Origin of the sequence: Nonomuraea mesophila (genome assembly GCF_004352805.1) — a bacterium.
Taxonomy (GTDB): domain Bacteria; phylum Actinomycetota; class Actinomycetes; order Streptosporangiales; family Streptosporangiaceae; genus Nonomuraea; species Nonomuraea longispora.
Map to the genome: position 1 here is coordinate 1 of NZ_SMLD01000160.1, position 21,776 is coordinate 21,776.

Here is a 21,776-nt window from a genome sequence, read left to right on the forward strand (position 1 = left end):
GCCCCACCCCGCGTGGCTCGCCGAACGCTACCCCGACCACAGCACCGCCCAGCTCTTCCGCGTCTACGTGCGACGGGAGCACCGCAGGAACGGCCTGGCGCGGGCACTGGTCCGCCTGGCCCGCGACTTCGTGTCGGCGACCCCCGGCTACGAACGCCTCTACCTGCACACCGACACCCGGAGCGACGGCGCGGAGCCGTTCTGGAAATCCGTCGCCGACGTCGTCCACGACGACCGGGACGGCGACCCCGGCCGTATCCCGACCGTCCACTACGAGATCCCGCTGCGCCTCCCGGCCAGGCGCTGACAGACCGCGGGACGCGCGCGGGCGGTCCGGGAAGGGCGCCGTCGGCCCGGCACTTGGCCCACGACCGAGGTCGTCGCCGTGGACATGGATCCGCTGCTGCCGGCCCCTCGCCCGTGCCGGCCCTCGCCCGTGCCGGCCCTCGCCCGTGCCGGCCCTCGCCCGTGCCGGCCCTCGCCCGTGCCGGCCTTCCGGCCGGCGATCGCCGACCTCGCCGCAGCACTCAGGACGACACGCGCCGCCCAGTACGGCGAGGAATGGGGTTCGTGGTGGCGATGCCGTGGGGAAGGAGCTGGGGGTGCTGTCCTCAGGGCTTTTGCAGGAGAAGCCCCGGATGGTGACGGTCCAGTGGATCGGCCGCTGGGTGCTTGTCAGGGTTGATGGCCGATGCCTATCAGCACGGAAGCGTCCACCTGGTCGAGCCCTTCGCGCTCAAGGCTCGCGAAAAGGTCGTCCCGGACCCTCGACACCGCGTCGGCGTCCAGGCCGGCGAGCATGCCGCGGAACCCGCTGCCCGTGACGAGCAGCCAGGCGAGCTCGGAGGTCAGCGGCACGGCCAGGGGTGCCCTGGTGACCCGCGCATCCGCCAGCCCGAGGCCGGTCAGCCAGCCGGCCAGGCCCTCGTCGGTGTCGATTCTGGTGACAGAGTCCCGGCTGGACGGCGACTCCACGGCGGCGCCGCGCACTTTCTCGATCACGGTCTGCAACGCGCGGCCGTACTGTTCCAGCGCTCCCTTGGCCCAGGTGGTGACGGCGAAGCGACCTCCCGGGCGTACCAGGCCGATGAGCCGCTTGACCGTCGCGTCCATGTCGGGGAGGAAGAAGACGCCGTGAACGCAGATGGCCGCGTCGTAACGGACGTCCGGCTCCCAGGTGGTGGCGTCGGCGCGGATGAATCGCAGATTGGCCAGCCCCTGGGCGTCGGCCCGGCGCCGGCCGTGAGCGAGCAGCGACTCGGCCAGGTCGATGGCGTCGACGGCGCCCGCCGGCCCCGCCGCCGCCGCGGCGGGCAGGGCCGAGGCCCCCGCGCCGCAGCACACGTCCAGCACTCGTTCGCCCGGCCGCACGTCCGCTGTGCGGACGGTGGCGGCGCCGATCGGATCCCACAGGTGCGGAGCCAGCAGGACGAACTCCTCCGCGGTCGCGTCGAAGATCGCCCCGATCTCATCCGGCTTCATCGGACATCCTCCATAGGTCTCGGCCCCGGGCAGCAGGTCGTGCGATGGCCTCCGTCTTGAGGGCCGCCATCACAACAAGCGAAATGAAAACCGTTGCCGCAAGTGCGGCACCCGGAGCTTACTCCGTTGACCGCCTGCCGCAACCCCGTGCCGGCCGCTTGACTACCTGATGGGTGTGCTGACGCGTGGACGTCGGGGCGGGGCGCCTCACTCAGCCGGGTGCGTGAAGGTGTTCGACGGTGGGTGAGGCGTGGATGGCGTCGAACCGCTGGTGGGCGTGGATCGCACCCCGCCTGCGACTCCGACGACCTGGCCACCGCCGACGCGGCGGTGAACCGCCCAGGAGCGCAGGCGGGGGGCGCTCGCGCATCGGGTGCTGTGAAAGGCGCTTAATGCTCGTCCCAGTGGTCGCCGTGGCCGCGGGGCGGCCAGGTGACGAGCTGATGGTGCTGGTCGCGATCGCCGAGGTGAACGTTCCTTTCTCGGTACGGGTGATCGCCGACCCACAGCGCCGCGGTGGCCACGTGCAGCAGATCGGCGGCGAGCACCAGCCAGCCCGGCCCGTACACCCTGGTGTGGCCGACCATGGCGCGGGACCCCGGCGCCAGCGCCGTCCCGGCCGCGGCGACGACCGGCAGCCCGCGGCGCACCGCGACCAGGGTGATCACGGTGCCGGCAGCCAGCAGCGCCGCAGCGGCAGCGGGCGCCGCCGACAGCGCCTCCGGCCACAGCGAGGCGCCGCCGAAGCACTCCGGCACCATCACGCTCGCCAAGCCGCTCAGAAGCTCAAGGTGGGCGGGCTGTGGCAAGAACACAACCTGGTGTTCTGCACGAGCGTCGGCACTCTGCTGGACGCGGCGAACGTACGGCGGGCGTTCCGGCAGATCACCAAGAACGCGGGGATCGGAACGACTGGACACCCCGCGAGCTGCGTCACTCGTTCGTCTCCATCATGAGTGACCAGCGCGTACCCATCGAGACCATCGCCGATCTCGTCGGGCACGCAGGCACCAGCCTCACAGAGGCGGTCTACCGGCACCAGCGCAAGCCGGTGATCACCAAGGGGGCCCACACCATGAACACATTCTTCGGCGACAAGCCGACGGGTTGAGTCCGAGTGAGGTGGCTCCCCGAGTGGCTCCCATCGACTTCCAGACATGGAAAAGGGCTCGGCCCGCTTAACGGATCAAGCCCTCTACCTGGCGAAACTCTGTCGGGGTGGCGGGATTTGAACCCACGACCTCTTCGTCCCGAACGAAGCGCGCTGCCAAGCTGCGCTACACCCCGGTCGCACGCCGTCGTGCACGTGCTTGGAAAATTCTAGCGGACTCCCAAGGTGGTTGTGACCGCCTTTATCGCCGGGGCACCAGAGTCAGCAGGCTGGCCTCAGGGAAACAGGCGAACCGGGCCGGTGCGTACGGCGAGGTGCCGAGGCCCGCGGACACGTGCAGCCAGGCGGAATCGTGGCGGCTGAGCCCCTTCACCCTGGCCCGGTCGATGCCGCAGTTGGTGACCAGGGCGCCGTAGAACGGGATGCAGAGCTGGCCTCCATGGGTGTGGCCGGCCAGCAGGAGTTGGTAGCCGTCGTCGGCGAAGCGGGTCATGTTGCTCGGCTCGGGGGAGTGCATGACGCCCAGCCGCAGGTCGGCGTCCGCGGGTGCGGGGCCGGCCACGAGGTCGTAGCGGTCGCGGGAGATGTGGGAGTCGTGGATGCCCGCCACGGCCACGTCGAGGTCGCCCACCTTGACGCGGGCCGTGGTGTTGTTCATGTCGAGCCAGCCCTCGGACGTCATGCCGGCGCCCAGCTCTTCCCACGGCAGGTTGGGGACGTTCTGGCGGCGTTCGTTCCTGGACGTGCGCCACAGGTAGCGGGCCGGGTTCTTCGGCTGGGGGGCGTAGAGGTCGTTGGAGCCGTAGACGAACAGGCCCGGGCGGGACAGCAGGGGCTCGAGGGCGTGCAGGAGGGCTGGGACGGCTTCCGGGTGCGCGATCGAGTCGCCGGTGTTGACGACCAGGTCGGGCTCCAGGGCGCCCAGGGAGCGCACCCACTTGATGAGCATCGAACGCCGAGGCGTCAGGTGCAGGTCGGACAGGTGGAGGATGCGCACGGGACGATGGCCGCGCTCCAGCACGGGCACGTCGAAACGGCGCAGGCGGAACGAGTTGCGCTCCACCACGGAGGCGTAACCCAGTCCGGCCAGGCCGAGACCGAGCATGGACAGTGGCACTGCGACGGCTTTCCTCACCCATTCATGATGCCTGACAACCGGCGCGGGGCGTTCGCGCAGGCGGCAAGATGGTGCGCATGAGCGCATTGAAAGACAAGCTGAAGGCCGATCTGACGGCTTCGCTGAAGGGCCGGGACGAAGTACGCCTCCGGACCATTCGTATGGCCCTGGCGGCGGTGAACGTCGAGGAGGTCTCCGGCAAGGAGTCCAGGGAGCTGACCGATGACGAGATCGTCAAGGTGCTGACCAAGGAGGCCAAGAAGCGGCGGGAGGCGGCGGAGGCGTTCCGTAACGCGGGGCGGTCCGAGCAGGCGCAGGCGGAGCTCGACGAGCAGGCGGTGCTGGAGGAATATCTGCCGGCTCAGCTCTCGGACGACGAGCTGGCGACGCTGGTCGACGCCGCGATCGCCGAGACGGGCGCGTCGGGGCCGCAGGCGATGGGGCAGGTCATGAAGGCCGTCAATCCCAAGGTCGCCGGGCGGGCCGAGGGCGGACGGGTCGCGGCCGCGGTGCGGGCGAAGCTGGCGGGCAAGTAGCTCCGCAAGGGTGGGTCGCGGCCGCGGTCCGAATGACGCCGGCGGGTAGGTAGTCCTGCCGGGGGTGGGTCGTGGCTGCGGTGCGGGCGAAACCGGCGGGTGGGTAGTCCCGCAGGGGTGGGTCCCGTACGGGCGGCACGGTCCGGGGCAGGGGGCGTGAGGGCCGCAATCCGGTGCTTGGCGTGATTCGGCCGGTCAAATCGGGCGTACAGCGCCTTGAGTCGCCCTCTGTGGCCGTCTGGCGCGGCTGTCAGGGCCGGGGCCTCCCCTCAAGTGGGGCGGAGGCCTCAGCCCGGCGCAGTGAGGGTCTGAGAGCCGCGCGCCCTCAACCCCGCGCGGCAAGTGACGGTCTGCAAGTCGCGCGTCCTCAACCCCTCGCGGCATGTGACGGTCGGAGAGCCGCGTGCTCTCGACCCCGCGCGTCCGTACGCGGTTCAGCCGCGGCCGTTGCCGCGCCATCCGCCGCCGGGGCCGGGGCGCCCGTCGTCGCCGCGTCCCTGAAAAGCGGGCCTGTCGCCGTTGCCCGGCCAGTCGTCGCCGCCCCGGTCGAAGAGGTCGTCGAACGGCCCCCTGTCGCCTCGCCGGTCGTCGCGCTTCTTCTTGGGCTTGGGCGCGCAGTTGTCGGTGCACCCGACAAATCGGGATTTGTCGACCGACGAGAAGTTCCGCGGCTCGACCCCCTTCAGGGCCGAGATCATGGAGTCCTTCCAGATCCGCCCCGAGATGGACGACCCGTACACGTACGGGTAGTACGTGCCCCCGATCGTGATGCCGATCAGCTTGTGCGCCGAGGTGCCGCGCGGGTCGCCGAGGCTGACGGCGGAGGCCAGGTTGGGCGTGTAACCGGCGAACCACGCCGACATGTAGTTGTCGGTCGTGCCGGTCTTGCCGGCCGCGTCCCTGCCGATGCCGCCCACGCCGCTCATCGTGCCTTTGGTGAAGACGCCTTCGAGGATGCCGTTGACCGCGTCGGCGACGTCTTCGTCCAGGGCCTGGTTGCACTTCGGTTTGTACTGCTTCGCCACGCCGTTGCGGTCTTTGATCTCGGTGATGGCCAGCGGCTTGCAGTATTTCCCGCGCGCCGCGAACACCGCGTAGGAGTTGGCGATCGTCACCGGGTCGACCTCGTTGACCCCCAGCGTGAACGTCTCGACCTCGGACAGCTTCCCTCCGTCGGCCCGCTTGACCCCGAGGCGCTTGGCCATCTTGACGACCTTGCAGAGGCCGACCTCCTGCGAGAGCTTGACGAAGAAGGTGTTGACCGACCCCCACGTGCCCGTCTGCAGGGTCTTGAAGCCGCCGCCGCCCTCGCTGGAGTTGCGTACGGTGTGGCTCGGGTCGCCGACGTTCTTGCCGTCGCAGTTCTTGAACGAGCTGTAGCCGCTGGCCTTGTAGCCGGAGGGCGAGGGGAAGCCGTCGCCGTACTTCATGCCCTCTTCCAGGGCGGCGGCCAGCGTGTAGACCTTGGCCGTCGAGCCCTGCTGGAAGCCGCGCCCGCCACCGTGCGCCGCGTCGGCCACGATGTTGTAGCTCATCTCGTTCTTCTTCTTGCTCCCGCCGAACTTGCGGGAGGCGGCCATGGCCTTGATCTCGCCGGTGCCGGGGACGATCATCGCCTGCGAGGCCACCGGCTTGTCCTTGGAGCTGACGTACTTCTTGATGGCCTTCTCGGCGGCGGCCTGCATCTTGGGGTCGAGCGTGGTCTTGATCTGCATGCCGCCGCGCTGGAGCAGCTTGCGGCGCTCGTCCTGGTTCTTGCCGAAGTCTGGGTTGTTGAGGATCTCGTACTGGACGTAGAGGCAGAAGTACGGATATTTGCTGGACTCGCAGCCGCCGGACATCTTGACGTCCTTGTAGCCCAGCTTCTCCTTCTTGGCCTCGGCCGCCTCCTTCGGCGTGATCTTGCCGATCGCGGCCATCCGGTCGAGCACCACGTTGCGCCGATCGAGCAGCCGCTTGCGGGAGTCGGAGCCGACGTTGGGGTCGGTGCGCGCGGGGTTCTGCACGGCGCCGGCCAGCGTGGCGGCCTCGGCGAGGTCGAGCTTGGATGCGGGCTTGTCGAAGAAGCGCTTGGCCGCGGCCTGGATGCCGTGGGCGCCCGCGCCGAAGTAGGCGATGTTCAGATATTTCTCGAGGATCTGGTCCTTGGAGTATTTCTTCTCGACCGCCATGGCGTAGCGCAGCTCGGTCAGCTTGCGCGAGACGGTGGGCGCGATCGCCGCCTGGTATTCCTCAGGCGTCTCCGCCTTGTTGACCAGAACCTGCTTGACGTACTGCTGGGTGATGGAGGAACCACCCTGCGTCACGCCGCCGCTGGTGAAATTCTTCAGCAGCGCTCTCGCCGTTCCTTCCACATCGATCGGTCCGTGCTGGTAGAAACGGAAGTCCTCGATCGAGATGAGCGCCGTACGCATGATCGGCGCGACCTTGTCGAGGGCCACGGACTGGCGGTTCTCGAAGTAGAACTGGGCGATCTTCTTGCCGTCGGCATCGAGCAGCTCGGTGCGCTCGGGCAGAGGGGGCTCGTCGAGGTTCTCGGGCTTGAGGTTGAGCCCTTCGACGGCGCTCTTCGTGGACATTCCGGCTCCGCCGACCGCCGGCAGGGCCACCGCGGCCGCGAGCACCCCGGCCGCTGATCCGGCGATGATCAGTCGCAGGACGTTGAGGACGGGGTTGGAGCGATCTTTGCCGCGAGCTTGCACGCTACCTAGCGTACGTCGAAACGGTGACCGAACCGGTATCGGCACACCATTTCGCCTTGACTGATGGGGGTGACTAGTCATTCCCGGTCAAGACTGCCCTGAGAAATTGGTCCTCTGGGGTCTGTCGGCCCGAACGTCTCGTTGCGTACGTTCTCCCTGCGGCAACTGAATACGGAGGCTCGGCGCCCGCGCCCGTCGGCCCCAAATGACGACTGACCACCTAAGGGGAGTGGGGTCGAAAAATGTGGATCACGGATTGGACCTCCCGTGCCGCCTGTAAGGGTGCGGATCCGGATGCCCTGTTCGTGCAGGGCGCCGCGCAGAACAGGGCGAAGCTCATCTGCCGGGGTTGCCCGGTCCGCACGGAGTGCCTCGCCGATGCGCTGGACAACCGCATCGAGTTCGGGGTGTGGGGCGGCATGACAGAACGGGAACGGCGTGCACTGCTTCGACGGCGTCCTGACGTCGACTCGTGGCGCGACTTGCTCGAGTCGGCCAAGGAAGAGTACGAACGAACCAACGAGCTGATCGCGGGCTGATCAGGCCCACGAGCGAGTACGGCCGGCGCCGTCCGCCGGCCGTACTTTCTCTATGTCAGGCGGTCGCCAGCAGGTCACCGATCTGCCGCAGACCTGTGAGATCGTGGACATCCTCGGACATGGCGCGGACCTGCACCACGGGCACCGTGGGGTGGGCCGAGGAGAAGTGCTCCTGCTCGCGGCTCTCGCGAGCGGTGAGCTGCATCCGCCCGGCGTGCAGCCGCAGCACGGCGGCGGTCAGCTCGTGCTCGCCCTTCGACTCCAGGTCCTCCGCGGCCGCCGCGCTGCGGGCGGCCGAGAGTGCCGGAGCGGGCGACACGTGCACGCGGTTGACGACGAGGCCGGCCAGGGGCATGCGCTCCTCGGCCAGGCGTTCGACGAAGTAGGACGCCTCGCGCATCGCGTCACGCTCGGGCGCGGCCACCACGAGGAAGGCCGTGCCTGGGGCCTGCAGCAGCCGGTACGTCATCTCGGCCCGCTGCCTGAACCCGCCGAACACGGCGTCGAGCGCGGACACGAACGTCTGCAGATCCTTGATCACCTGAGCGCCGAGCAGTTTGGTCATCGCGCCCGCCATCAACCCGAACCCCGCGTTGAGCAGGCGGAACGCGCTGCGCCCTCCGGCCTTGGCCGGAGCGGTCAGCAGCCTGATGAACCTGCCGTCGAGGAAGCGCCCGAGCCGCTCGGGAGCGTCGAGGAAGTCGAGGGCGTTGCGCGAGGGCGGCGTGTCGACGATGATCAGGTCCCACTCGTCGGAGCGGCGGAGCTGGCCCAGCTTCTCCATGGCCATGTATTCCTGGGTGCCGGAGAAACTGGACGAAAGCGACTGGTAGAAGGGGTTCGACAGGATCTGCCTGGCCCGCTCGGGGTCGGCGTGCGCCTCGATGATCTCGTCGAACGTGCGCTTCATGTCGAGCATCATGGCGAACAACTGCCCGCCGCCCTCAGGTGAGCTGACCAGGCGCGGCGTGTTGTCGAGCTCGGTCAGGCCCATCGACTGCGCGAGGCGCCTCGCCGGGTCGACGGTCAGCACCACCACGCACCTGCCGCGCTCGGCGGCGCGCAGCCCGAGCGCCGCCGCGGTCGTGGTCTTGCCCACGCCTCCTGCGCCGCAGCAGACGATGATGCGGGTGCCCTGGTCGTCGAGGATCGCGTCGACGTCGAGGGTGGCGGGCTTCTTCACGCTGCTCCCTGGGTGCGCATGCTCTCTGCGAGTTCGTACAGACCAGCCAGGTCGACGCCGTCGGCCAGCAGCGGCAGCTCGTAGCTCGTCAGCCCCGCCCCGCCCAGCGTCTCGCGCTCGGCCTTCTCCAGCTCGGTGCGGTGGGCGTGCTCGACGACCTCCTCGGCCAGCGCCTCGGCCATCGCCGTGGCCTCGGCGCCGTCGGCCACGCCCGCGGCCTTGAGCCCGAGTACGAGCTCCCCGGCGTCGAAACGGCCCTTGACAGCCGTGTCAAGAGCGGCCTGGGGCAGCAGCGACTCGCGGACCATGTTGACGAAGATGCCGCCTGGGGGAAGGCCGGCGGCGCGCAGCTCGGCGATGCCGTCCAGAGTCTCCTGGACCGGCATCTCCTCCAGCAGCGTCACGAAGTGCACGGCGGTCTCGGGTGACTTCACCACGTTGTTGACCAGCTCGGAGTGGTTCTTGATGGGCCCGACCTTGGCCAGGCCCGCCACTTCCTGGGTGACGTTGAGAAAGCGTGCGATGCGGCCGGTCGGCGGGGCGTCGAGGACGACGGCGTCGTAGACGCGGCGGCCGTTCCTGTTGCGCCGGCGTACGGCCTCGGTGGTCTTGCCCGTGACGAGCACGTCGCGGAACCCCGGCGCCACGGTGGTGGCGAAGTCGACGATGCCCATCTTGGTCAGCGCCCGGCCCGCGCTGCGCATCCCGTAGAACATCTCCATGTACTCGAGCATGGCCGCTTCCGGGTCGATGGCCAGGGCGAACACGTCGCCGCCCGAGGGCGCCACCGCGATCTTGCGCTCTTCGTACGGCAGCGGCGGCAGATCGAAGATCTGCGCGATGCCCTGGCGGCCCTCCACCTCCACGAGCAGCACCTTTCGGCCGCCGGAGGCGAGTGCGAGGGCGAGCGAGGCGGCCACGGTCGTCTTGCCGGTGCCGCCCTTGCCGGTGACCACGTGCAGCCGCACGCCGGCCCAGTCCGTGTCCGGAGAGTCCACGTTTCGAGGCTACCGAACGGTCACTTGTCGAAAGCCGACGACCACCCTTTGAGATTGCTCACACTGGCGCCGCGCCGGTGGAAGCTGATGACGATGGTTCTTGTGAGACGCTGACAGCCATGAAGAAATGGGAATATCTCACGGCCCCGGTGTTGATCCACAACACCAAGATGATCCTCGACAACTTCGGCGCCGACGGCTGGGAGCTGGTCCAGATCCTTCAGGGGGCCACGCCCGAGCAGCTCGTCGCCTACTTCAAGCGGGAGAAGCAGTGACCCCTGAGCAGAAGCTCGAAGAGCTGGGCCTGACGCTGCCGCCGCCCGTCGCCCCCGTGGCCTCCTACGTGGCGACCGTGCGCACCGGCGACCTGGTCTACACCTCGGGCCAGGTGCCGATGGTGGAGGGCAAGCTGCACCAGACCGGCAAGCTCGGCGTCGACCTCGGCGTCGAGGAGGGGCAGGCGCAGGCCCGCATCTGCGCGCTCAACGCCGTCGCGGCGCTCAAGGCCGAGCTGGGCGAGCTGTCCAGGGTGCGGCGGATCGTCAAGGCCGTGGTGTTCGTGGCCAGCGCGCCCGACTTCACCGCGCAGCCGCAGGTGGCCAACGGCGCGAGCGACCTGCTCGCCGAGGTCTTCGGGGAGCAGGGCAAGCACGCCCGCAGCGCGGTGGGCGTGGCGGCGCTGCCGCTGGACGCCCCCGTGGAGGTGGAGCTGATCGCCGAAGTGGCCTGAAACCGGATATGTCACCATGACCGAGTGATGTTCTAAGGAGGTCAGGTGACCGGAATTCCGCTTCCAGCCGAGCTCGCCGCGCGGGCGCGGGACGTACTCGCCGGACGGGTCGAGCCGGTGCCCGCGCGGGACGCCGCCACCGTGGTGCTGCTGCGCGAGGGCCCCGAGGTCTACCTGCTCCGGCGCAAGTCCACGATGGCCTTCGCGGCGGGCGCGTACGTCTTCCCCGGCGGCTCCGTGGACGAGCGCGACGCCGACCAGACGGTCGCCTGGGCCGGGCCCTCGCCGGCGGAGTGGGGCGCGGTGTTCAACGCGAGCGAGCGGCTGGCGCGGGCGCTGGTGTGCGCGGCCGTACGCGAGACGTTCGAGGAGTCCGGCGTGCTGCTGGCGGGGCCGGGGCCTGGCTCCGTGGTCGCCGACACGACCGGCGACGACTGGGAGGCCGACCGGCTCGCCCTGATCGACAAGAGCCTGGCCTTCGCCGACTTCCTCGCCAGGCGCGGCCTGGTGCTCCGCTCCGACCTGCTCAAACCGTGGGCGCACTGGATCACGCCGGAGATCGAACAGAGACGCTTCGACACCCGCTTCTTCGCCGCCCTGCTCCCCGAGGGCCAGCGCACCCGTGACGTGGGCGGGGAGGCCGACCGGGTCGTGTGGCAGCGTCCGGCCGAGGCGGTCGAGCGGGCGCGCAAGGGGGAGATCTTCCTCATGCCGCCCACCCACCGTACGCTCACCGAACTGTCGGCCTGCGGCAGCGTGGGCGACGTCCTGGCGACCTCCAGGGAGATCGTGCGCATCATGCCCAGGGCGGTCGAGATCGAGGGCGAGCTGCGGCTGGTGGTGGCCCCGTGAGCGGCCTGCACATCCCGATCGGCACACCCGACGGGTCCCGTACGGACCACGCGGAGAACCTGCTCGCCCCCAACCCCTCCGTCATGACGCTCGACGGCACCAACACGTGGGTGATCGGCACGGGCGACGAGGTGGTGGTCGTCGACCCGGGGCCCGAGGACGAGTCGCACCTTCAGCGCGTGCACGACCATCTAGGCGAGCGCCGCGTCACCGAGATCCTGCTCACCCACGGCCATTTCGACCACAGCGGCGGAGCCAGGAGCTTCGCCCGGATGGTGAACGCGCCCGTGCGCGCCCTCGACCCGCGCCACCGGCTGGGCGACGAGGGCCTCGCCGACGGCGACGTGGTGACGGTGGCGGGGCTGGAGATCCAGGTGTACGGCACGCCAGGCCACTCGTTCGACTCGCTGTGTTTCTGGTTGCCGGCCGACAGGGCGATGCTGACCGGCGACACGGTGCTCGGCAGGGGCACCACGATCATCGCCCGCGACGGCGGACTGGCCGACTATCTGCGCAGCCTCGACCGGCTGCGGGCGGCGGCGGAGAGCCTGGAGGCGCGGGCGCTGCTGCCCGGCCACGGGCCGGTGCTGCCCGACCCGATCGGCGCGCTCGACGGCTATATCGCGCACCGGCGCGAGCGCCTCGACCAGATCAGGGCGGCGCGCGAGCAGGGTGCGCGCACGGCACGCCAGATCGTCAAGATCGTGTACGCGGACGTCGACCGGTCGCTCTGGCCGGCGGCGGAGATGTCGGTGCTGGCCCAGCTGGACTATCTCGACCGGTTGTAGAGCCGGTCGAGATCGAGGATGACCACGGCCTTGGCCTCGATGCGCAGCCAGCCGCGCTGGGCGAAGTCGGCCAGCGCCTTGTTGACCGTCTCACGGGAGGCGCCGACGAGCTGGGCCAGCTCTTCCTGGGTCAGGTCGTGGTGCACCCTGACGCCGTCGTCGGTCTTGATGCCGAACCGCTCGGCCAGGTCGAGCAGCTGCTTGGCGACCCGGCCGGGCACGTCGGTGAACACCAGGTCGGCCAGCACGTCGTTGGTGCGGCGCAGCCGCTGGGCGAGCGCACGCAGCAGGTGCAGGGCGACCTCGGGCCGGCCGGTCAGCCAGGGCCGCAGGTCGTCGTGGCCGAGCCCGGCCAGGCGGACCTCGGTCAGCGCGGTCGCCGTGGCGGTGCGCGGCCTCGGGTCGAACAGTGACAGCTCACCGAACATCTCGCTCGGCCCCAGCACGCTGAGCAGGTTTTCCCGGCCGTCCGGGGACGTGCGGGACAGCTTTATCTTGCCGTCCAGCACGACGTAGAGCCGGTCGCCCGTCTCGTTCTCGTGGAAGAGCGTCTGCCCTTTGGGCAACTGGACCTCGGTGATGCTGGTGCGCAGCGCCGCGGCGCTCTCGCGGTCCAGCGCGGCGAACAGGGGGGCCTTGCCCAGCACATCTTCGGTGTTCACACTGCCTCCTCTGCTGCCATTGTGACGCACCCCACTTCGGGCGGCACACACAGGTTATGGGAATGCCGGGGTGTTCCGGGCTTGCCCGCGTTGATCGGGTTTACCGGAATCCGGGAGGAAAGTTACCCGACGCGCAGGTGGGGTTCCGACAGCAGGTCGTCAACTGGGGCCGGCAAGGTGGCGGTCGCGGGTCCGACCGTTCCCCGGAGCTTCTACTCTTGCGACATGGCCACGAACGCGGCGGGGCGCAAGCCGGAGACCCAGCTCGCACGAGTGCGGCGGGCGCGCAAGATGAACCGCATCCTCGCGGAGACCTATCCCGACGCCCATTGCGAGCTCGACTTCACCAACCCGCTGGAGTTGCTGGTCGCGACCATCCTGTCCGCGCAGTGCACGGACAAGCGGGTCAACATGGTCACCCCCATCCTGTTCGCGAAATATCCGACCGTGGAGGACTACGCCGCCGCCGACCGTTCCGAGATGGAAGAGATCATCCGCTCGACCGGCTTCTTCCGCGCCAAGACCAACAGCATCATCGGCATGGCCCAGGCGATCTGCGAGCGCCACGGCGGCGAGGTGCCCGGCCGGCTGCAAGACCTCGTCAAGCTGCCCGGCGTGGGCCGCAAGACGGCCAACGTGGTGCTGGGCAACGCGTTCGGCGTGCCGGGGCTCACCGTCGACACCCACTTCCAGCGGCTGGTGCGCCGCTTCGGCTGGACCGACGAGACCGACCCGGTCAAGATCGAGCACATCGTGGGCGAGCTGCTGCCCAAGCGCGAATGGACGATCTTCTCCCACCGGGTGATCTGGCACGGCCGCCGCATCTGCCACGCCCGGCGCCCCGCGTGCGGCGTCTGCCCGCTGGCCGCGCTCTGCCCCTCCTACGGCACCGGCCCGACGGCCGCCGCCGAGGCGGCGAAACTGGTCAGGAACGGCCCCTTCTCCTGACCCGGGAAGTGATCGAGGCCCCCGCGTGTTGGAGGACTGCGTGACACAAGTGCCCGACTGGCTCGACACACTGGCGGCGCGGGCTCAACGGAGCCGGGTGCCCAGCAGCCTGCGGCCCCCCGTGAAGGGCGGGCGGGAGGCGGCGGTGCTCATGTTGTTCGGCGAGGGCCCGCTCGGGCCCGACGTGCTGCTCATCCAGCGCAGCGACAACGGGCGCAGGCACCCGGGCCAGCCCGCCTTCCCCGGCGGCGGCGTCGACCCCGAGGACGCCGGGCCCGTCGAGGCCGCGCTGCGCGAGGCCGAGGAGGAGACCGGCGCCGACCCCGCAGGCATCCACGTGCTGGGCACGATGCCCGAGCTCTACCTGAGCTTCAGCGACAACCGGGTCACGCCCGTGATCGCCTGGTGGCACCGGCCGTCCGCGGTGCACGCCGCCTCGCCCGACGAGGTCGCCTCCGTCGAACGGGTGCCGATCGCCGAGCTGGTCGACCCCGGCAACCGCGTCACGCTGCGCCACCCGCGTGGCCTGGCCGGGCCGGCGTTCCGGGTGCGGGGGATGCTCGTGTGGGGGTTCACCGCGATGGTGCTCGACTCCGTGCTGCGCGAGGCGGGGCTCGACCGGCCGTGGGACACCGCGCGGGTGGAGGACCTGCCACCGATGATGGCCCGCGACTAGCTTCCGCTCAGGGCGCCGTACGCAGGGCCACGCCGAGCGAGGCCCAGCCGGCCACGTCGGCGTCGCTGTCGGTGGTCAGCGTACGCAGCGTCTCCAGACCGGCGTGGTCCGGCGGATCGCCGAGCACGTGCTGCAGCGCGTACGCGGCCCCGTACCTTACTCTGGCGTCCCTATGGCGGGCCAGGTCGATCACGGACGGGAGTGAGCGCGGGTCGGACAGGTGGCCGAAGGCGATCAGCACCGAATAGAGCACCATCGCGTCGTCCTCGCTGGCGGCCAGATAGCGCAGCACCGGCAGCGTCCGGTCCACGAACGGCCGCAACATGCCCATGATGTCCACGCCCAGCAGCCGCTCGGCGACCGTGTCCGCGGCGCACAACCGGCGGGCCTCGATGAACGACTCCAGGTCGCCGCGCTGGCGCAGCATGGAGATCACGTGCCAGCGCAGGGGGCCGTCCGGGTCGGTGTCGTACAGGGCTGCCTCGATGAGATCGCGCACTGTTACCTCGGCCGGCGGCATAGCGCCCAAGATAGTCAGCAGGGTGACACCGTCCTGGCCGAACACGTGCACATTTGACCGTCTCGCTGGCTACCTTTGAAGCGTGCGCGGTGATCTGCTTGACCTCATACTGATCGGCCTCGTGATCGCCTTCGGCATCTCGGGATACCGGCAGGGGTTCATCATCGGAGCGATGAGCTTCGTGGGGTTCGTGGGCGGGGCCGTGCTGGGCGTCTTCGTCGCGCCCCCGATCTCCAAGGCCGTCGTCGACGGCGACACGCCGCAGGCGCTGCTCGCCATCGTGATCGTCTTCCTCGCCGCCACCATCGGCCAGTTCGCCTCGTCGACGCTCGGCGCCGTCGTGCGCAGCCACGTCACGTGGGAGCCCGCCAGGGTGGCCGACGCCGTCGGCGGCACGTTCGCCAGCGCGTTGTCCGTTCTGGTCATCGCCTGGCTGATCGGTTCGCTGATCGTCTCCACCGCGTTCACCCCGCTCGTCGACCAGGTGAAGAACTCCGCGCTGCTGACCACGGTCGACGACGCCATCCCGCAGGCCGCGCGCAACTGGCAGGCGCCGTTCAAGAAGTTCATCGACCGTTCGGAGTTCCCGCCCGTCTTCGACGCCATCGGCGCCGGCACGATCATCGACGTGCCGCCGCCCGACCAGAGCGTGCTGAAGGGCGCCGCCGGTCTCGAAAAGGCGCGCAGGTCGATCGTCAAGGTGCAGGGCAACGCGCAGAGCTGCAACAAGCACATCGAGGGCACCGGCTTCGTCTACGCGCCCGGCCGCATCATGACCAACGCCCACGTGGTCGCCGGCGTGACGCGCGACCTGCAGATCATCGACTCCACCAACACCCGGCACAAGGCCACGGTCGTGCGCTACAACCCGCGGCGCGACATCGCCATCCTCTACGTCCCCGGGCTCAGACTGCCGCAGCTCGCCTTCGACGGCGACGGCGGGCGCGGCGACGACGCCATCGTGGCGGGATTCCCCAAGGGCCAGGGCTTCACCGCCGTGTCGGCCAGGATCGGCGGCCAGCTCGACGCCGAGGGCCCCGACATCTACCGCGAGAGGACGGTCACGCGCAAGGTCTACGCGATCCGCGGCCAGGTGCTGCCGGGCAACTCCGGCGGGCCGCTGCTCACGCCCGAGGGCCGCGTCTACGGCGTGATCTTCGCCGCCGCGATCAACGAGGAGGAGACGGGCTACGTGCTGACGGCCGAAGAGGTCGCGCCCGACGCCGCCAGGGGCCGCAACGACACCGTGCCCGCCAGCACGCGGGAGTGCGACTGACCCGTCAGCCCGGCAGCCTGGCCAGGATCAGGGCGATGGCCTCGCCGGGGTCGCTGTCCTGGCTCAGGCTGGAGGCGGCCTTGCCGACCGCGTCATAGGCGCCGCCGTACGACTGCGCCTTGGCGGCGCCACGGCCGAGCAGCGTCACCGCGCCCCGCCCGTTGCCGCGCTGCAGATGCGTGAGCCCGACGCAGATCTGCGCGAGCCCCTGCCACAGGTCGCGCTCGTCCTCCGGCGCGCACTTCCAGCGGCCCTCGAACACCTCGTGGGCGTTGAACGGCAGGCCGTCGCGCAGGAACCGGCGGCCGTCCTCCAGCGCCTGCTCGGTGGTGGGCGCGTAGTCGTCGGGCACCCTCGGCATGCCGGACGAACCGTAGGGGAGCGGTCTGCCGTACGCGTCGCGCGGCCTCGCGCTGCGCGGCCGGCCCTCGGGGTCGCGGTCTCTCATCGGTCGGGCTCCGGGTCGGCCAGCCAGCCGAGCAGCTCCTGGTTGAACACGTCGGGAATCTCCTCGTGGGGGAAGTGCCCCGCTCCTTCGAGCAGCCGCCACCGGTAGGGGGCCGCCACGTGACGGCTCGAACCCTGCGCCGTACGCGGGAGCACCCGCGGGTCGAGCGCCCCGTGCACCTGCAGCGTGGGCGCCTCGATCCCGGTGCGCATGACGCCGGCGTAGCGCCGGCCGTCGGGGCGGAGCTGGGAGCGGCCGAACCAGCGGTGGTATTCCAGTGCGCAGTGCGCCACGGTCGGGATGCGGAACGCCTCCCGGTAGGTGCGCGCGGTCTCCGTCTCCGGCCAGCCGGGACGCGACCACTCGTCGAGGTAACGGCCGACCCGCTTGCCGTCACGGCGGGTGAGCAGGTGCTCGGGCAGCAGCGGGAGCTGGAAACCGAGCGCCTGGATGCTCGCCTTGAGCTGGCCGAAGGGGTCGGTCACCAGCGCGCTGCGCAGCCGCAGCGGGTGCGGGGCCGAGACGGTGACGAGCCTGCGTACGCACTTCGGCTCCAGCACGGCCATGGTCCAGGCCAGCAGCCCGCCCCAGTCGTGCCCCACGACGATCGCCCCGGTCTCGCCGAGTGCCCTGATCAGCCCCGTCGCGTCGGCCGCCAGCGTCGGCAGGTCGTAGCCGCGCGGCGGTTTGTCGCTGCCGCCGTAGCCGCGCAGATCGACCGCGACCGCCCGGTATCCGGCGGCGGGCAGCGCCTCGAGCTGGTGGCGCCACGTCCACCAGAACTGCGGGAACCCGTGCAGCAGCATCACCAGAGGCCCCTGCCCCGCCTCCACGACGTGGAAGCGCGTGCCGCCCGCGTGCACCGAGCGGTGCGTCCAGGGCCCCTCGATCTGTACGACCGACTCGTCAGGCGCCATCACGGGTCACCGGCTCGCGATCAGTCCTGAGCGCGGGCAGCGTCTGGTCCTCGGGGTTGGCGATCTCCTTCAGGCCCTTGATGGACCTGGTGGTGCGCCGCATCCCGGCCAGCCCCTTGAGCCGGCGGATCCCGATGAACACCAGCAGACCCGCGACCAGCAGGTAGAACACGGTCACGATGAGGAACGCCGCCCACTGCGGCAACCACTGCGCCAGCACGTACGCGATCGTGAAGGAGGCGAGGATCAGGCACAGGTGAGCCATGAAAGCGGCGGCGGCGAACAGGCCCCCCGCCGTGCCGACCCGCTTGGCGTCGAACCTGAACTCCGCCTTGGCCAGCTGGATCTCCGAGCGGACGAGCTCGGAGATGTGACCGCTCGCCCTTTCGATCAGCGAGCCCAGGGATTCTTCCTCGGGAGTCTGCGGCATGAACGTCTCCTATCGAGGCCTGGTGGCCGTGTCAACATCGTCCAGCGATGCGCTGGGGGGCGAGCCTCGCCTGCACTCCCAGAACTACCCGATCAGCCAAGATAACGCTTGTGCCGCCTGGGCGTACGCAGGGGGCGCATGCTTCCGCCTTGGAAACATGCGCCCCTGCCGTTACTCCGTCAGTCCTCCGACTTCGCGGAGGGGAGCTGCTCCTGGATCAGGTTCATCACCGTGCTGTCGGCCAACGTGGTGACGTCGCCGATGCTGCGGTTCTCGGCCACGTCGCGCAGGAGACGGCGCATGATCTTGCCGGACCGGGTCTTGGGCAGCTCGGGCACGACCAGGATCTGACGCGGCTTGGCGATCGGGCCGAGCGTCTTGGCCACGTGGTTGCGCAGGTCGGCCGCGATGTCGGCGTTCTCCTCCGCGGCGCCGCGCAGGATCACGAACGACACGATGGCCTGGCCGGTCACCGGGTCGGTCGCGCCCACCACGGCCGCCTCGGCCACCTTCGGATGGCTGACCAGCGCGCTTTCCACCTCGGTGGTGGAGATGTTGTGGCCGGAGACCAGCATGACGTCGTCCACGCGGCCGAGCAGCCACAGGTCGCCGTCCTCGTCCTTCTTGGCACCGTCGCCGGGGAAGTACATTCCCTCGAAACGGCTCCAGTAGGTGTCGATGTAGCGCTGGTCGTCGCCCCAGATCGTACGGAGCATCGCCGGCCACGGCTCGCGTACGACGAGGAAGCCGCCGCCTCCGTTGGGGACGCTGTTGCCCTGGTCGTCGACCACGTCGGCGACCACGCCGGGCAGCGGGCGCATCGCGGCGCCCGGCTTGGCCGAGGTCACGCCGGGCAGCGGGCTGATCATGATGGCGCCGGTCTCCGTCTGCCACCAGGTGTCGACGACGGGGCAGCGGTTGTGGCCGATGTTCTCGCGGTACCAGACGTACGCCTCGGGGTTGATCGGCTCACCGACGGAGCCCAGGACGCGCAGGCTGGACATGTCGAACTTGGCGGGGATGTCGTCGCCCCACTTCATGAACGTCCTGATCGCCGTGGGCGCCGTGTAGAGGAGCGTGACCTTGTACTTCTGCACGATTTCCCAGAACCGGCCGCGGTGCGGGGTGTCGGGAGTGCCCTCGTAGATGACGCTGGTGGCGCCGTTGGCGAGGGGGCCGTACACGATGTAGCTGTGGCCGGTCACCCAGCCGATGTCGGCCGTGCACCAGTAGATGTCGGTCTCGGGCTTGAGGTCGAAGACCGCGTGGTGCGTCCAGGCGGTCTGCGCCAGATAGCCGCCCGAGGTGTGCAGAATGCCCTTCGGCCGGCCCGTGGTGCCGCTGGTGTAGAGGATGTACAGCGGGTCCTCGGCGCCGTGGGCCTCGGCGGTGTGCTGGTCGCTCTGGCGGTCGACCACGTCGTGCCACCACAGGTCCTTGTCGGTGACGGCGACGTCCTGGCCGGTGCGGCGTACGACGAGGACGTTCTCGACCTGCGGGCACTGGGCGACGGCCTCGTCCACGATCGGCTTGAGCGCGCTCGGCTTGCCGCGGCGGTAGCCGCCGTCGGCGGTGATGACGAGCTTGGCGTCGGCGTCGTCGATGCGGCTCTTGAGCGCGCTGGCCGAGAACCCGCCGAACACGACCGAGTGCACGGCCCCGATGCGGGCGCAGGCCAGCATCGCGATCGGCAGCTCGGGGATCATCGGCATGTAGACGGCCACCCGGTCGCCCTTGCGCACACCGAGCTCGTGCAGGGCGTTGGCCGCCTTGCTGACCTCGGCCTTGAGGTCGTTGTAGGTGAGGGTGCGAGAGTCGCCCTCGGGCTCGCCCTCCCAGTGGTAGGCGACCCTGTCGCCGCGTCCCTCTTCGACGTGCCGGTCGACACAGTTGTAGGCCACGTTGAGCTCGCCGCCGACGAACCACTTGGCGAACGGCGCGTTCCATTCGAGCGTCTTGTCCCACCTCTTGGCCCAGGTCAGCCGCTCGGCGGTGCCCTCCCAGAAGGCGAGGCGGTCGGCGGCGGCCTCGTCATATGCGGCAGCGGTCACGTTCGCGGCCGCCGCCAGGTCAGCCGGAGGTGCGAACCGGCGGTTTTCCTGCAGCAGGTTGGACAGCGCCTGGGTTTCGTTACCAGGGGTCTCCGGGGCCACCTCGTGCTCCTTCTATGGCCAGATTGGATAGGTCGTGTCCCACTTCACCAGCTTGCGACCTCCGTACACAAGAGGTCTAGACAGGTCTGTACCGTACGGCTCCGTGGACACTTCCGCTTATCAACATGCATGACAAACGCTATTGAAACGTTGTCATCCTGAAATCCGAAGAATACGCCCCGACGAGATTGCTGAGCTGCGGCGGGGGTGGTTTGGGGGTTTATGGGCCCCCTGGCGGTGTGTTTTCTCCCCGTACGGCCGCCGCACCGTCCGGCAGCGCGCACGCTGGGTCACCGCGCCGCGGGCGTTACCCGCAGGTAGGGTCGGGTTCCGTGAGTGACCCCTTGACCGTCATCGCGCGGTTCCCCGGCGTCTCCGAGGCGGTCGACGAGGCCCGCGAGGCCGTCGACCGGCTCTACCGCCACCGCGTCCTGCGCCGGGCCAGCCCCGCCGTGTCCGCGGAGTCGTCCCTGCGCGGTGCGCGTGCGTCGGCCGCGCTCGAAGGCGTGGACGTCTCCCTCGACGCCCTGCGCCGTGACGAGGTGCGCGACCCCACGGTCCAAGGGGCGTTGCGCGCCTCCGCGGAACTGGGGCGCATGGGCCCGACCTGGCGCAAGGCGCCCCGGCAGGTGCTGGCGCGGCTGCACACCGTGGCGGCCGCCGGCCTCGCGTCCGAAGCCGCTCTCGGTCGGCCGCGTACGTTCGACACGGTCCCCGACCCGTCGGGCCTCGGCCGGGCGCCCGGCGCCGAGGAGACGGCCGGCCGCATGGAGGCCCTGCTCGGCCTGCTGCAACGGCCGTCGGACGCGCCGGCGATCGTGCTGGCCGCCGTGGTCCACGCGGAGCTGGCCGTGTTGCGGCCCTTCGGCACGGCCGACGGGGTCGTGGCCCGTGCGGCAGAACGGCTGACGCTGGTCGAGTACGGGCTCGACCCCAAGTCCTTGGTGGCCGTCGAGGTGGGGTGGCTGGAGCTGCCGTACGGCGAGGGGCTGCGGGCGTACCTGAGAGGCACGCCGGAGGGCTTGAGCCAGTGGGTACAACACTGTGCCTCCGCGGTAACCCTCGGGGCTCGTGAGGCGACGGCCATCTGTGAGGCCATGCAGAGGGGGTGACGCCTTGCGCTTGGCGGGCTTGGCGGGCTTGCAGGGCTCGGGCGGGCTTGGGAGGAACCCGACATAGCTGACGGCGTCTCCGTCAAGAGACGCCGCCGCCGGTGCATCACACCGGGTTACCAAGCATGCACCTGTATTCGTCGGAGCGGGTCAAGCCCGTCACGACGCGCCTCCCGCGGCTGCTCGCACGTGGGTACCCGGCTGATGCACCCGGACAAGTGGTCCGTACCCCCTTTCTACGACGGATGCGCCCTGATGGGAACCCCTCCGGCCAAGACCTTTACCCCGCCATGGGCGCGGCCCGGGTGTCGCGCGCCCGTCCGGTTACCGAGTCGTGATGATCACACAGAGTGATTGTCTTTATGTGATCGTTATGGCGTAGCGAAAAAACTTGGCGAAAATGCAGGATTGCTCCTCGACGAAACTCGAGTCGATCGGGCAGCATACGGTGGTATCGCCAGAAACTGGGGAGACCGTGCACGCGAAGGGTTTGCGAGTGTCTTGCCAGGTGCTGGTGAAGTGATGAAAGCTTTCTTCTGAAACGGGACCGGCTCTACCCCCCCGGAGCCGGACCGGTCAGGCGACCCCCGCTCTCC

24 protein-coding genes and 1 tRNA gene are annotated in these 21,776 nt (G+C 69.8%); 12 read left to right on the forward strand and 13 right to left on the reverse strand.

The genetic code is table 11. From position 1 onward, the window contains the following. The coding region (locus E1295_RS38325; RefSeq protein WP_132638546.1) for a GNAT family N-acetyltransferase at window positions 1-307 on the forward strand (307 nt) is incomplete at its 5' end. Window positions 308-675: 368 nt separating this feature from the next. Here the strand turns inward: E1295_RS38325 and E1295_RS38330 are convergent. Both E1295_RS38330 and E1295_RS51445 read right to left on the reverse strand, forming a co-directional pair. Further along, window positions 676-1,482 carry a class I SAM-dependent methyltransferase gene (locus tag E1295_RS38330; RefSeq protein ID WP_132638548.1) on the reverse strand — a complete coding sequence of 269 codons (807 nt, stop codon included), beginning with the start codon at window positions 1,480-1,482 and terminating at the stop codon, window positions 676-678. A 389-nt stretch (window positions 1,483-1,871) separates the two neighbouring features. After that, complete coding sequence (locus tag E1295_RS51445; protein WP_246080858.1) at window positions 1,872-2,255, reverse strand: hypothetical protein; 384 nt, start codon at window positions 2,253-2,255, stop codon at window positions 1,872-1,874. A 29-nt stretch (window positions 2,256-2,284) separates the two neighbouring features. On the opposite strand from E1295_RS51445, the gene E1295_RS51450 reads away from it, so the two are divergent. Next, the gene (locus tag E1295_RS51450; protein WP_246080860.1) at window positions 2,285-2,593 is read left to right on the forward strand and encodes a tyrosine-type recombinase/integrase; all 309 of its coding nucleotides are present in this window, start codon (window positions 2,285-2,287) and stop codon (window positions 2,591-2,593) included. Window positions 2,594-2,695: 102 nt separating this feature from the next. Here the strand turns inward: E1295_RS51450 and E1295_RS38340 are convergent. Both E1295_RS38340 and E1295_RS38345 read right to left on the reverse strand, forming a co-directional pair. Beyond that, window positions 2,696-2,769, reverse strand: a tRNA-Pro gene (locus E1295_RS38340). Between the two features lie 65 nt (window positions 2,770-2,834). Continuing rightward, complete coding sequence (locus E1295_RS38345; protein ID WP_132638578.1) at window positions 2,835-3,698, reverse strand: metallophosphoesterase; 864 nt, start codon at window positions 3,696-3,698, stop codon at window positions 2,835-2,837. 89 nt (window positions 3,699-3,787) lie between these two features. Here E1295_RS38345 and E1295_RS38350 point away from each other — a divergent pair, with 89 nt between their 5' ends. Beyond that, complete coding sequence (locus E1295_RS38350) at window positions 3,788-4,246, forward strand: GatB/YqeY domain-containing protein (RefSeq protein WP_132638550.1); 459 nt, start codon at window positions 3,788-3,790, stop codon at window positions 4,244-4,246. A 434-nt stretch (window positions 4,247-4,680) separates the two neighbouring features. Here E1295_RS38350 and E1295_RS38355 read toward each other — a convergent pair whose 3' ends face one another. Beyond that, window positions 4,681-6,948 (reverse strand): transglycosylase domain-containing protein, encoded by a 2,268-nt coding sequence (locus E1295_RS38355; RefSeq protein ID WP_132638552.1) that lies wholly within the window; start codon window positions 6,946-6,948, stop codon window positions 4,681-4,683. Window positions 6,949-7,190: 242 nt separating this feature from the next. On the opposite strand from E1295_RS38355, the gene E1295_RS38360 reads away from it, so the two are divergent. Beyond that, on the forward strand, window positions 7,191-7,487 hold the full coding sequence (locus E1295_RS38360; protein WP_090771382.1) for a WhiB family transcriptional regulator: 297 nt from the start codon (window positions 7,191-7,193) through the stop codon (window positions 7,485-7,487). A gap of 55 nt (window positions 7,488-7,542) precedes the next feature. On the opposite strand, the gene bagB is transcribed toward E1295_RS38360, so the two are convergent. After that, window positions 7,543-8,670, reverse strand: coding sequence for an ATPase BagB (gene bagB, locus E1295_RS38365; protein WP_132638554.1), 1,128 nt, complete (start codon window positions 8,668-8,670; stop codon window positions 7,543-7,545). Continuing rightward, complete coding sequence (gene bagA / locus E1295_RS38370; RefSeq protein ID WP_220449102.1) at window positions 8,667-9,668, reverse strand: ATPase BagA; 1,002 nt, start codon at window positions 9,666-9,668, stop codon at window positions 8,667-8,669. Before bagA ends, bagB begins: the two co-directional genes overlap by 4 nt. A 119-nt stretch (window positions 9,669-9,787) precedes the next feature. On the opposite strand from bagA, the gene sp36 reads away from it, so the two are divergent. Genes sp36 through E1295_RS38385 form a run of 4 tightly spaced genes read left to right on the forward strand, consistent with a single transcriptional unit; the run spans window position 9,788 to window position 12,038 of the window. Next, window positions 9,788-9,943 carry a Sp36 family protein gene (sp36, locus tag E1295_RS49335; protein ID WP_165959776.1) on the forward strand — a complete coding sequence of 52 codons (156 nt, stop codon included), beginning with the start codon at window positions 9,788-9,790 and terminating at the stop codon, window positions 9,941-9,943. Beyond that, window positions 9,940-10,398 carry a RidA family protein gene (locus tag E1295_RS38375; protein ID WP_132638556.1) on the forward strand — a complete coding sequence of 153 codons (459 nt, stop codon included), beginning with the start codon at window positions 9,940-9,942 and terminating at the stop codon, window positions 10,396-10,398. Before sp36 ends, E1295_RS38375 begins: the two co-directional genes overlap by 4 nt. Before the next feature lie 54 nt (window positions 10,399-10,452). Next, entirely contained in the window at window positions 10,453-11,250 is a 798-nt protein-coding gene (locus E1295_RS38380; protein ID WP_132638582.1) for an NUDIX hydrolase, read from the forward strand. Then, entirely contained in the window at window positions 11,247-12,038 is a 792-nt protein-coding gene (locus E1295_RS38385) for an MBL fold metallo-hydrolase (protein ID WP_132638558.1), read from the forward strand. The genes E1295_RS38380 and E1295_RS38385 overlap by 4 nt, the downstream gene beginning before the upstream one ends. Here E1295_RS38385 and E1295_RS38390 read toward each other — a convergent pair. Further along, on the reverse strand, window positions 12,020-12,700 hold the full coding sequence (locus tag E1295_RS38390; protein ID WP_132335564.1) for a Crp/Fnr family transcriptional regulator: 681 nt from the start codon (window positions 12,698-12,700) through the stop codon (window positions 12,020-12,022). The genes E1295_RS38385 and E1295_RS38390 overlap by 19 nt on opposite strands. 225 nt (window positions 12,701-12,925) lie before the next feature. Here E1295_RS38390 and nth point away from each other — a divergent pair, with 225 nt between their 5' ends. Continuing rightward, window positions 12,926-13,648 carry an endonuclease III gene (gene nth / locus E1295_RS38395; protein ID WP_132638560.1) on the forward strand — a complete coding sequence of 241 codons (723 nt, stop codon included), beginning with the start codon at window positions 12,926-12,928 and terminating at the stop codon, window positions 13,646-13,648. 40 nt (window positions 13,649-13,688) lie between these two features. Further along, window positions 13,689-14,324: an NUDIX hydrolase gene (locus tag E1295_RS38400; protein ID WP_132638562.1), complete on the forward strand. Its 636-nt coding sequence runs from the start codon at window positions 13,689-13,691 to the stop codon at window positions 14,322-14,324. Window positions 14,325-14,331: 7 nt separating this feature from the next. Here the strand turns inward: E1295_RS38400 and E1295_RS38405 are convergent, their stop codons facing one another. Further along, window positions 14,332-14,844, reverse strand: coding sequence for a HEAT repeat domain-containing protein (locus E1295_RS38405; protein ID WP_132638564.1), 513 nt, complete (start codon window positions 14,842-14,844; stop codon window positions 14,332-14,334). A gap of 82 nt (window positions 14,845-14,926) precedes the next feature. On the opposite strand from E1295_RS38405, the gene E1295_RS38410 reads away from it, so the two are divergent. Continuing rightward, window positions 14,927-16,120 (forward strand): MarP family serine protease, encoded by a 1,194-nt coding sequence (locus tag E1295_RS38410; protein ID WP_132638566.1) that lies wholly within the window; start codon window positions 14,927-14,929, stop codon window positions 16,118-16,120. 4 nt (window positions 16,121-16,124) lie between these two features. Here the strand turns inward: E1295_RS38410 and E1295_RS38415 are convergent, their stop codons facing one another. The 4 genes from E1295_RS38415 to acs all read right to left on the reverse strand — a co-directional run bounded on the left by E1295_RS38415 (window position 16,125) and on the right by acs (window position 20,068). Continuing rightward, window positions 16,125-16,568: a DUF309 domain-containing protein gene (locus tag E1295_RS38415; RefSeq protein ID WP_132638568.1), complete on the reverse strand. Its 444-nt coding sequence runs from the start codon at window positions 16,566-16,568 to the stop codon at window positions 16,125-16,127. Next, a complete protein-coding gene (locus E1295_RS38420; protein ID WP_132638570.1) occupies window positions 16,565-17,485 on the reverse strand; it encodes an alpha/beta fold hydrolase in 921 nt (306 codons plus the stop codon). Before E1295_RS38420 ends, E1295_RS38415 begins: the two co-directional genes overlap by 4 nt. Continuing rightward, entirely contained in the window at window positions 17,475-17,915 is a 441-nt protein-coding gene (locus E1295_RS38425) for a phage holin family protein (RefSeq protein ID WP_132638572.1), read from the reverse strand. Before E1295_RS38425 ends, E1295_RS38420 begins: the two co-directional genes overlap by 11 nt. A gap of 179 nt (window positions 17,916-18,094) precedes the next feature. Beyond that, the gene (gene acs, locus E1295_RS38430; protein ID WP_132638574.1) at window positions 18,095-20,068 is read right to left on the reverse strand and encodes an acetate--CoA ligase; all 1,974 of its coding nucleotides are present in this window, start codon (window positions 20,066-20,068) and stop codon (window positions 18,095-18,097) included. A gap of 332 nt (window positions 20,069-20,400) precedes the next feature. Between acs and E1295_RS38435 the strand changes: the two genes are divergently transcribed. Then, window positions 20,401-21,180, forward strand: a complete 780-nt coding sequence (locus tag E1295_RS38435; RefSeq protein ID WP_132638576.1) for a Fic family protein — start codon at window positions 20,401-20,403, stop codon at window positions 21,178-21,180. Window positions 21,181-21,776: the final 596 nt, after the last annotated feature.